Origin of the sequence: Streptomyces sp. NBC_01408 (genome assembly GCF_026340255.1) — a bacterium.
Lineage (GTDB): Bacteria > Actinomycetota > Actinomycetes > Streptomycetales > Streptomycetaceae > Streptomyces.
The window spans coordinates 1,248,885-1,260,641 of record NZ_JAPEPJ010000002.1 but is presented as its reverse complement, the minus strand read 5'-3'; the positions used below and the strand labels follow the sequence as shown (position 1 = coordinate 1,260,641).

At 71.8% G+C, this 11,757-nt stretch carries 1 protein-coding gene; it reads left to right on the top strand.

All coding sequences use genetic code 11. The features are described from left to right. Window positions 1–2 precede the first annotated feature (2 nt). On the top strand, window positions 3–11,444 hold the full coding sequence (locus tag OG447_RS27810; protein ID WP_266940077.1) for a type I polyketide synthase: 11,442 nt from the start codon (window positions 3–5) through the stop codon (window positions 11,442–11,444). Window positions 11,445–11,757: the final 313 nt, after the last annotated feature.

Here is an 11,757-nt window from a genome sequence, read left to right as displayed (position 1 = left end):
ACATGAACAACGAGCAGAAACTTCGCGACTACCTCAAGCGGGCAACGGTCGACCTGCGGGAGAGCCGTCAGCGTGTGCAGGATCTGGAGGAGCGCGCACACGAGCCGATCGCGATCGTGGGCATGGCGTGCCGGCTCCCGGGCGGTATCGCCTCCCCGGACGACCTGTGGGCGCTGCTGAGCGCCGAACGTGACGCGGTCGGTCCCTTCCCGGAGGGCCGGGGCTGGGACCTGGAAAACCTGTACAACCCGGACCCCGACCACCTCGGGACCTCGTACGCCCGCGAAGGCGGCTTCCTGTACGAGGCGGACCGGTTCGACGCCGAGTTCTTCGGCATCGGCCCTCGCGAGGCGGCGGCGATGGACCCCCAGCAGCGGTTGCTGCTGGAGACGGGCTGGGAGGCCTTCGAACACGCGGGCATCGCCCCGACCGAGCTGAGGGGCACCCGTACCGGGGTGTACATGGGCGTCATGTACGACGACTACGGCTCCCGCCCCAATGCGCCCGAGGGCTTCGAGGGCTACCTGCTGACCGGGAGCGCGGGCAGCGTCGCGTCGGGTCGTCTGTCCTACACCTTCGGCTTGGAGGGGCCGGCGGTGACGGTCGACACCGCGTGTTCCTCCTCGCTCGTCGCGCTCCACCTCGCCGCTCAGTCGCTGCGTCAGGGTGAGTGCTCGATGGCGCTCGCCGGTGGTGTGACGGTGATGGCGACACCGGGCACGTTCGTGGAGTTCTCCCGGCAGCGCGGGCTGTCGCCGGACGGGCGGTGCAAGGCGTTCTCGTCGTCGGCGGACGGCACGGGCTGGGCCGAGGGCGTGGGCGTGCTGGTGCTGGAGCGGCTGTCGGACGCGGAGCGCAGCGGGCACCGGGTGCTGGCGGTGATCCGTGGTTCCGCGGTGAACCAGGACGGTGCGAGCAGCCAGCTGACCGCGCCGAACGGGCCTTCGCAGGAGCGGGTCATCCGCGCCGCCCTGGCCAACGCGCGGCTGTCGCCGTCCGAGGTGGATGCCGTGGAGGCGCACGGTACGGGTACGCGGCTGGGTGATCCGATCGAGGCGCAGGCGCTGCTGTCCGCTTACGGCCAGGCCCGCGGGGACGACAACCCGTTGTGGCTGGGTTCTCTCAAGTCGAACATTGGTCACACGCAGGCCGCGGCGGGTGTCGCGGGCGTGATCAAGATGGTCATGGCGATGCGCAACGGGGTCATGCCCTCGACCCTGCACGTGGACGAGCCGACCCCCGAGGTCGACTGGTCGGCGGGCACGGTGAAACTGCTGACGCAGGCCCAGCAGTGGCCGGAGCTCGATCGTCCGCGCCGTACGGGCGTGTCGTCCTTCGGGATCAGCGGGACCAACGCTCACGTGATCCTCGAAGAGCCGCCGCGCGAGCGTGCTGCCGAACCGGTGACAGGACCGGACGCTGCTGTACGACAGTCGGAGTCGGGCCAACAGACACTGTCGGCACCGTGGTTGCTCTCGGCCAAGTCGGAGACCGCGCTGCAGGCACAGGCGAGCCGGCTACTGGCCTGGCTCGCCGGCCACCCCGAGGCGGATGACGCCGATGTCGCTGCCGTCCTGACCGCCGCGCGCGCTCAGCTGGGTCGGCGCGGCGCGGTGCTCGGCGCCGACCGGGCCGGTCTGCTCGCCGGCCTCACGGCCCTGGCCGCGGGTTCGGCATCCCCGCACGTGGTATCAGGTGTCGCCACCGCCGGCGAGACGGCCTTCCTGTTCACCGGTCAGGGCGCGCAACGTGTCGGAATGGGCGCAGGGCTGGCCGCCGCGTTCCCCGTGTTCGCCGCTGCCCTCGACGAGGTGTGCGCGGAATTCGACGCCCTGCTGGGGGTATCGCTGCGCGAGGTCATGTTCGGCGGGACCGGTGCTGCCGGGAACAGCGCCGGCGACACCAAGCGCATGGCCCTGCTCGACCGGACGGAATTCACGCAGCCTGCGCTGTTCGCGTTCGAGGTGGCGCTGTATCGCCTTGTGGAGTCGTTCGGCGTGACCCCGGACGTGGTGGTCGGGCATTCGATCGGTGAGCTGGCCGCGGCCTATGTGGCCGAGGTGTGGTCGCTGGCGGACGCGTGCCGGCTCGTTGCCGCCCGCGGTCGACTGATGGGCGGGCTGCCGACCGATGGAGCGATGCTCGCCGCCGCGGTGTCGGAGGAGCGGGCGCGGGAACTGCTCGCGGCCGGGACGGTCTCGTTGGCGGCCGTGAACGCGCCCGCGGCGGTGGTGTTCTCGGGCGAGACGGCGGCGATCCTCGCACTGGAGGACCAGCTGGCGGGCGAGGGTGTGAAGACGACCCGGCTGACGGTCAGTCACGCCTTCCATTCGGCGTTGATGGAGCCGATGCTTGCCGAGTACGGGCAGGTCGCCGGATCGGTGACGTACCGGACGCCGCGCATGGGTGTGTGCTCCACGGTGTCCGGTGCGCCGGCCGGTCCCGAACTGCTGACGCCGCAGTACTGGGTGCGACAGGTGCGAGAGGCCGTGCGGTTCGCCCCGGCGGTGCAGTCACTCGTCGACGCAGGCGTGCGCCGGTTCGTCGAGGTGGGGCCGGACGCGGTGCTGGCGGCGATGACCCGCCAGACACTGACCGACGAGGTTGCGTCCCGCTCGCTGGTCGCGGCGGGGGCACGGCGCGGCGTCGACGAGGTCGGCCAGTTCCTGCGGTTGCTCGCCGCCGCCCACTGCTCGGGCATGACCGTCGACTGGGCGCTGCTGTCACCAGGAAGGCCGGCCACCCACCTCGACCTGCCCGTCTACGCCTTCCAGCAGCGCCGTTACTGGGTGCAGCCCGACGACGACGCGCTCGGTGACATGGGCCGCGCCGGTCTCTCCACGCTCGACCATCCGATGCTGCGCGTCGCCGCGCCGCTCGCCGGTCGAGACGAATGGCTGTTCAGCGGCAGGCTCTCCACCACCGACCAGCCGTGGATCGCCGACCACACGGCCTTCGGAGCGGTGCTTCTGCCCGGCACCGCGTTCGTGGATCTCGCGCTGGCCGCGGGTCGCCGCCTGGACCTGCCCGTCGTGGACGAACTCGTCCTGGAGACGCCGCTGCTGTTCGACGGTGCCGCTGCCGTGGACGTGCAGGTCTCGGTGACCGAGCCCGACCACACCGGCCGTCGGCGCCTGTCGATCCACTCGCGTGCCGTCACCGGCACCGCGGGGTCCGACCCGGGCGAGCCGGACTGGACGCTGCACGCCACCGGCACCCTCGCCCCCGCCGACGGCGTGACGCCGGACTGGACCGACCCCGACTGGCCGCCGGCCGACGGCACGCCGATCGACGGAACGCGTCTGTACGACCGGCTCGCGGACCTGGGATTCGGCTACGGCCCGAGCTTCCAGGACGTGCGCGCCGCCTGGACCAGTGGTGACGACGTGTTCGCCGAGGTGACCCTGGACGAGGCGGCAGCGGGCCGGGCGGCGGGCTTCGGGGTGCACCCGGCGCTCCTGGACGCGACCTTCCACGCTGCCATCGACGTGCTCGCCGACGACCTCCCCGACGGCAGGCTGCCGCTTCCGTTCTCCTTCAACGGCGTCCGTGTGTTCCGGCACGGCGCCACCGCGGTCCGCGCCCGCATCATCCGTTCGGGTTCCGAGAAGGTACGCATCGACGCCTGCGACGCCACCGGCGCCGCGGTGCTGTCGATCGACGCCGTGCTCGCCCGCCCCGCGGACGCGACCGCTCTCGCCGGTGCCCGCAGCCCGCTCTACGCTGTCGACTGGACGCCGGTGACGGCGCCTGCGGTGTCGGACCGGCAGCTGGTCGCACTGGGTCGACCCGTCGCAGGCTGCGCCGAGACGTTCGAGGACGTCGCGGCGTTCGCGACGGCCGGGGGCCACACCGGCGCGGCTGTCGTCTGGTCGCCCGAAACGGCGTCGGCGGACGGCGACGACGTCCCCGCGACGATCCGCACCGCCGTGCACAACGCCCTCGCGGTGCTGCGCGACTGGCTCACCGAACCGGGCTGCGCCGACTCGACGCTGATCGTGCTGACCCGCAACGGGGCAGGTCTGCCCGGTGAGACGCCGGACCCCGCGGCAGCGGCCGTCCGCGGCCTGGTACGCAGTGCGCAATCGGAATACCCGGGGCGCATCGTGCAGGTCGACCTCGACGACCACGACCTCGCGGACCTGCACCAGCGGATCGCCGCCGCGGTCGCCGCGGACGAACCACAGCTCGCGGTCCGCGGCGGCGCCACGCTGGCACCGCGGCTGATTCGTGCGATCACCCCCGAACCGGCCGGCGGGCACTTCGGTGACGGCACGGTCCTGATCACCGGCGGCGCAGGCGGACTGGGCGCCGTCACCGCACGCCACCTGGTCACCCGGCACGGGGTGCGCAGCCTGTTGCTCGCCTCGCGCCGCGGCCTCGACGCGCCGGGTGTCGCGGAGCTGGTCACCGAGCTGACCGCGCTGGGCGCCGACGTACGCGTTGCCGCGTGCGACGTCAGCGATCGCGCCGCGGTCGCGGCGCTGCTGGAATCCGTACCGGCGCACGAACCGGTGACCGCTGTCGTGCACACCGCGGGCGTGGTCGACGACGGCACCATCGAAACCCTCACCGCCGAGCAGGTGGACCGGGTGCTCGCCCCGAAGGTCGATGCCGCCTGGCACCTGCACGAGCTCACCCGCGACATGGACCTGTCGGCGTTCGTGCTGTTCTCCTCTGCCGGGCCGCTGCTCGGCGGGCAGGGCCAGGGCAACTACGCGGCCGCGAACGCGGCGATGGACGCGCTCGCCCAGGCGCGCCGCAGCGCCGGTCTGCCCGCGCATTCGCTGGCCTGGGGGCTGTGGAAGCGCGGCATGGCCGAGGCGTTGAACGACCCGGGTGCCGAACACCTGGTGCGTCAGATCCGCACGCGTCTCGGTCTGTCCCCGATCGAGCCGGACACCGGCATGCAGATGTTCGACGATGCGTTGACCACCGGCGAACCGATGCTGATGACCGCACTGCTCGACACACCCGCCCTCACCGCGCTGGGCAGGCTCGGCACGCTGCCCGCGCTGCTGCGCGGCCTGATTCACGTACCGCCGCGCGGCCAGGTCGCCGACAGCCCGTTGCGCCAGCGGCTGCTCGACGCCCCCGCCGATCAGTGGGAGGCGCTGATCCGGGGCGAGGTCCGCGCGATCGCCGCCGCGGTCCTCGGCCACGAGTCGGCCGACGCCATCGACCCCGAGACACCGTTCACAGATCTGGGCTTCGACTCGCTCGGCGGAGTCGAGTTCCGCAACCGGGTGACCGCCGCCACAGGCGTTCAGCTTCCGCCCACGCTGGTGTTCGACTATCCGACCGCCGCCGCTGTCGCGGGCTTCCTGCGAACCAGGGTCGACGGTTCGGAGCCGGCGCGACCCCGCCGCGCCTCGACCAGTGCCAGGGCCAGGGCCGACGAGCCGATCGCGATCGTCGGCATGAGCTGCCGGTATCCCGGCGGCGTCGAGAATCCCGACCAGCTCTGGGAACTGATCGACGGGCGCGTGGACGCGATCACCCCGATCCCGGGCGACCGCGGCTGGGACCTCGACCACCTGTACGACACCGACCCCGGCAAACCTGGCAAGATCTACACCCGCGAAGGCGGATTCCTGCATGCCGCAGGTGATTTCGATGCCGCCTTCTTCGGTATCGGACCCCGTGAGGCAGCGGCGATGGACCCGCAGCAGCGGTTGCTGCTCGAGGCGTCCTGGGAAGCGCTCGAAGATGCCGGTATCGATCCGACCTCACTGCGGGGCAGCGATACCGGGGTGTACGCGGGCGTCATGTACCAGGACTACGGCTACAACGCGCGCGAGGCCGCCGACGGTGCCGCGGAAGGCTATCTGGCGACCGGATCGGCCGGCAGCGTCGTCTCCGGCCGGGTGTCCTACGCCCTCGGTCTGGAAGGACCCGCGGTGACGGTGGACACGGCATGTTCGTCGTCACTGGTGGCCTTGCACCTGGCGGTGCAGGCATTGCGCGCCGGGGAGACGTCGCTGGTCCTGGCCAGCGGGGTGACGGTCATGTCGACTCCTCTGCTGTTCGTGGAGTTCTCCCGGCAGCGGGCGCTGTCACCGGATGGGCGCTGCAAGGCGTTCTCGAGTGCTGCGGACGGTGTCTCGTGGTCCGAGGGCGTCGGCGTGCTCGCCCTCGAGCGGTTGTCCGACGCACAGCGCAACGGGCGCCCGGTACTGGCCGTGATCCGCGGTAGCGCAATCAACCAGGACGGTGCGAGCAACGGCTTGACCGCACCGAACGGTCCGTCCCAGGAGCGGGTGATCGCGCAGGCACTGGTCAACGCAGGGCTGGCCGCCACCGAGGTGGACGCGGTGGAGGCGCACGGCACAGGCACCACCCTGGGTGACCCGATCGAGGCGCAGGCGCTGATCAACGCCTACGGACAGGATCGCGCCGAGCCGCTGCGGATCGGGTCGTTGAAGTCGAACATCGGGCACGCGCAGGCGGCTGCCGGTGTCGGCGGTGTGATCAAGATGGTGCAGGCGCTGCGGCACGAGACGTTGCCGCCCACCCTGCATGTTGACGTGCCGTCGCCGCACGTGGAGTGGTCGGCGGGCGAGGTACGGATCCTGACCGAGGCCGAGCCGTGGCCGGTCGGGGAACGTCCGCGCCGGGCGGGAGTGTCGTCGTTCGGGATCAGCGGGACCAACGCGCACGTGATCCTCGAAGAGGCGCCCGCGGTCCCGCCGCGGCCGGTCGATCCACCGCGCCCGGCGGCCATGCCGTTGCTGCTGTCCGCGCGGACGACTGCCGCGCTGCGGACCCAGGCGCGCCGTCTGCACGACGCGCTGCGCGAACGTCCGGAGCTCGACCTGACCGACGTCGCGGCGACGCTGGCGTTGCACCGCGCGCGGCTCGAGCAGCGCGCCGCCGTCGTGGGCTCGGACCGGGAGACGCTGCTGGCGGCCTTGGCGCGCCTGGCAGCCGACGAGCCGGGACCGGGCATCGCCAACGGCGCCGGTCAGACAGGCACGACAGCGTTCCTGTTCACCGGTCAGGGCGCGCAGCGGATCGGGATGGGCGCCGGGCTGTACCGGGCGTTCCCGGCCTTCGCCGCCGCGCTCGACGAGGTGTGCGCGGAATTCGACGCACACCTGGGGCATTCGCTGCAGGATGTGATGTTCGGCGCGCCGGCCGCTGCGAGCGGCGCGACTGCCGAAACCCTGCTGGACCGCACCGAGTACACCCAGCCCGCATTGTTCGCGTTCGAAGTGGCGATGTATCGCCTTGTCGAGTCGTTGGGCGTGACGCCGGATGTGGTGGCCGGGCATTCGATCGGCGAGCTGGCCGCGGCGTATGTGGCCGGTGTGTGGTCGTTGTCGGATGCGTGCACCCTCGTTGCGGCCCGGGGTCGATTGATGGGGGCGCTGCCGACAGGTGGGAGCATGCTGGCCGCCGCGGTTCCGGAGGGGCGGGCCGTGGAGCTGCTGGCGGCGGGTCATGCCGATCCGGCAGTCGCCGCGGTCTCGCTGGCCGCTGTGAACGCTCCCGATGCGGTGGTCTTCTCCGGAAACACCGAGGCGGTATCGGCGCTCGAGTCGAGGTTGGTGGCCGAGGGCGTCAAGACCAGCAGGCTGCGGGTGAGCCACGCGTTCCACTCCGCCTTGATGGATCCGATGCTGACCGAGTTCGCGGAGATCGCCGCGGGCCTGACGTATCACGAGCCACGAATACCTTTGTGCTCCACGGTTTCCGGCGCATTCGCCGGCGATTCGGTGGGTGCGCCCGAGTATTGGGTACGGCAGGTGCGCGAGGCGGTGCGCTTCGCCCCGGCGGTGCAGTCACTGCTCGATTCGGGTGTGAGCCTGTTCGTCGAGTTGGGCCCGGACGCGGTGCTGACGACCATGACCCGCGCCACTCTGGCGACAGACCTCGCAGCGCGCGCATCGGTGGTCGCGGGATCCCGTCGCACGGTCGCCGAACCCGAGCAGCTGGTCACCGCGCTGGCAACCGCGCACTGCGCGGGCCGGCCGGTGCGGTGGGCGGCCTACTTCGGAGCTCGACCGCAGGCACGGATCACGTTGCCCACCTATCCCTTCCAGCACGAACGATTCTGGCTGCTGCCCGCGGAGGCCGCTGCGCCGCTCGCCGGTGCCGACTCCGCCGACCATCCGCTGCTGCACGCCCAGGTGCAGCTCGCCGGCAAGGACGAGTGGCTGTTCACCGGCAGGCTCTCGCTGCGCACGCACCCATGGCTCGCCGACCACGCCGTCTTCGGCACGACCTTGATGCCAGGTACCGGATTCGTGGAACTGGCTCTGGCCGCTGGTGCCCGGCTCGGCGTGCCGCGCCTGGCGGAACTGGTGCTCGCGGCGCCGCTGATTCTCACGACCGATGGTGCCGCGGATATTCAGCTCGCTGTGGGCGAACCCGACGCCGATGGGCACCGGACCGTGGCCATCCACGCCCGCGCCGCCGACGCCTGGGTGCTGCATGCCCGTGGCCTGCTCACGCCCGCCGCGCCGACCGCGGCGCCGGGCTGGTCCGATGTGTGGCCTCCGGTTGCGGGCGATCCGGTCGACGGGCAGCAGGTGTACCGCGCGCTCGGCGGCCTCGGCTTCGGGTACGGCCCGGTGTTCCAGGGTGTTCGCGCCGCGTGGTCGCGCGGGGAGGAAGTGTTCGCCGACCTGGCGCTCGACACCGACACCGCAGCGCGCGCCACCGCCTTCGGACTGCATCCGGCACTGCTGGACGCCGTATTCCACGCGGCTGTCGGCCATCTCGCCGGCGACGGGCCCGACGGCCGGGTGCCACTGCCTTTCGCCTTCGACGGTGTCCAGCTGGCCCAGTCCGGCGTGGGTGCCTTGCGCGTCCGCATCGCCCGCATCGCACCGAACACCTTGCGCGTGGAAGCGGTCGACCCGACCGGTGCCCTCGTGCTGAGCATGGAGTCGGTGCGGGCCCGCCCGATGGAGCGGCAGGCGCTGGCCCAGCTGCGCGGCGCGGCACCGTTGTTCGACCTCGAGTGGGTCGCCGTGCCTGCCGTCTCCAAGGCGGACACCGGGCGCATCGTCGTGCTCGGCGACCCGGCGACCGTCGAGGCCCCTGAGCCCCCGACATGCTGTGTCGATCTCGCGGAACTCGCTGTGCTGCAGGATGTTCCCGACACGGTGGTATGGTCTGCGCCCCGCGGAACCGGTGCCGGCGCGGCGGACATACACGCCGGCGTGCTGACGACGCTCGCACTGTTGCAGGGCTGGATAGGCGGCGAACACCCCGGCCGGCTCGCGATCGTGACGCGCACGGCCGCCGGACTGCCCGGCGAGGAACCCGATCTGGTCGGAGCCGCCGTGGCGGGCCTGGTGCGCAGCGCACAGTCCGAGCACCCGGGCCGGTTCCTGCTCATCGACCACGACAGCGACGCCCTGCCGATCAAGTCGCTCGCCGATGCCCTGGCCCAGGACGAACCGCACATGGCCGTTCGCGAGGGCCGGCTCCTGGCACCGCGATTGCAGCCGCTGCCCGCCACCGAACCGGGCGTGCCACTGTCGTTCGACCACGGCACGGTGCTCATCACCGGCGGCACCGGCGGCATCGGCGCGATCGTCGCCCGCCATCTGGTCGCAGCGCACGGAGCACGACGGCTGCTGCTGACGTCGCGGCGCGGTGCGGCCGCGGACGGCGCCGCGGAACTGGTCGCCGAGCTGACCGACCTCGGCGCCCACGTCCGCGTCGTGGCGTGCGACGTCACCGAACGCACCGCGGTCCAAGCCCTGCTGGCCGACATCGACACCGACGCCCCGCTGACCGCCGTCATCCACGCGGCGGGCGTTCTGGACGACGGCACGATCGACACCCTCACCGCCGCGCAGACGACACGGGTGCTGGCACCGAAGGTCGACGCGGCACTGCACCTGCACGAGCTGACCCGCGACCTGGATCTGTCGGCGTTCGTGCTGTTCTCGTCCGCGGCGCCGTTGCTCGGCGGGCAAGGACAGGGCAACTACGCCGCCGCGAACAGCGCGCTGGACGCGCTGGCACGCGTGCGGCGCAGCGCGGGCCTGCCCGCGCACTCGCTCGCCTGGGGACTGTGGACCGTCGGCATGGCAGGGGTACTCGGCGGGGACGGCGCCGAGCAGTACGCCCGCCAGATCCGGGCCAGGCTGGGCCTGGTCCCGATCGACCCTGAGTCCGGGACGGCGCTGTTCGACAACGCACTCGCGACCGATCGGGCGACACCGGTGACGGCACTGCTGGACACGGCGGCGCTCACCGCCCTGGCGCGCGGCGGCACACTACCCGCGGTACTGCGCGGCATGATCCGGGTTCCCCCGGCCGCCGCGAGTGCCGGTGTCGGCCTGGCGCGGCAGCTGGCCGCACTGCCCGACGCCGACCGCGACGGTGTGATCGTGCGAGAGGTGCGCAACGTCGCCGCGGCGGTCCTCGGCCACCTGTCCGGTGACGCGATCGACCCGCACGCGCCGTTCACCGAGCTCGGGTTCGACTCCCTCGGTGCCGTCGAATTCCGGAACCGGCTCGCACAGCTGACCGGGCTGACGCTGCCATCGACGCTGATCTTCGACCACCCGACCGCCGCCGATGTGGCGAAACTGGTGCGATCGCTGATCGAGGAATCCGACACCGGCGTGGTCGAGCAGGCACCGGCCGGCGTGCGCGGCACGATCACCGACCTGGTGTCGGCGGCGCATCGCCGCGGTGAGCTGGCAGGGGCGATGCCCCTGCTGATCGCGAGCTCGGCTCTGATGACCACGTACTCCGCCGACGAGGCCGCCGCACAGCGCCCAGCTGCGTCGCAGCTCCTGGCGCGCGGCGCCGCGGCACCGGCACTGATCTGCATCCCTTCGTTCCTGGCGGGATCGGGCCCGCACCAGTTCGCCCGCCTGGCTCGCGAACTGGGCGGCGAGCGGCAGGTCAGTGCGCTGCGGCTGCCCGGTATGCGCGCGGGCGACGACCTGCCGGCGACATGGGCGGCGGCGATCGAGAGCCTCGCCGCGGCTGTCGCATCGGAACTTGAGCGAGGCCCGGTGGCGCTCATCGGCTACTCGGCCGGTGGTGCGCTCGCCCATGCGGTCGCCCGGCGGCTCGAAGACGACGGCGGCGAGCTCGCGGGCGTCGCGATGATCGACACCTACTCCCCGGAAGAGCACGAACTCAACCGCCTCGTGCTCACCGACGCGCTGGGGCAGATCCTGTCCCGGGACAACGCACTGACCCCCGTCGACGACCACGGCCTGGTCGCGTTGGGCGGCTATGTGCGGATATACCCCGAGCGCGAGGCCAAGCGGATCGCCGCGCCGACGCTGAATCTGCGGGCCTCCGTGACGCTGAGCAGCTTCGGGGACGTCGACCCCGTCCCCGACTGGCTACACCGTGGACCGGCCGAGTACATCGAGGCAGACCACTTCTCGATCATCGAGGAACAGGTGGCAGAGACCGCCGCGCACCTCCGGCGCTGGCTCGATTCACTCAGCAGCCATTGATATCCGAACCGTCGGATTCGAGGAACGAGGACACATTGGGGCACGACCCCGTGGCGACGGGCAGGTAATTCTCCACGATCTGGCCTCTCGGAGCCGTCGAGGTCCCTCGACGGCTCCGAGAGGCCGACGGACACACCGGATGGCTAGAAGAACGTTCATGATGGTGCTGCCCGCCTCGCGGCACATGCGTCTGGTGCCGGCAGCCGTGCTGAACAGACCCCGCGAACGCGGCATCCCTGCCCGAGACGCCCACGGGCGACGCGGTGCGTCAGTTCACCGGAGGCATGAAATCTGCTCAGTCGCAACCCTCCGG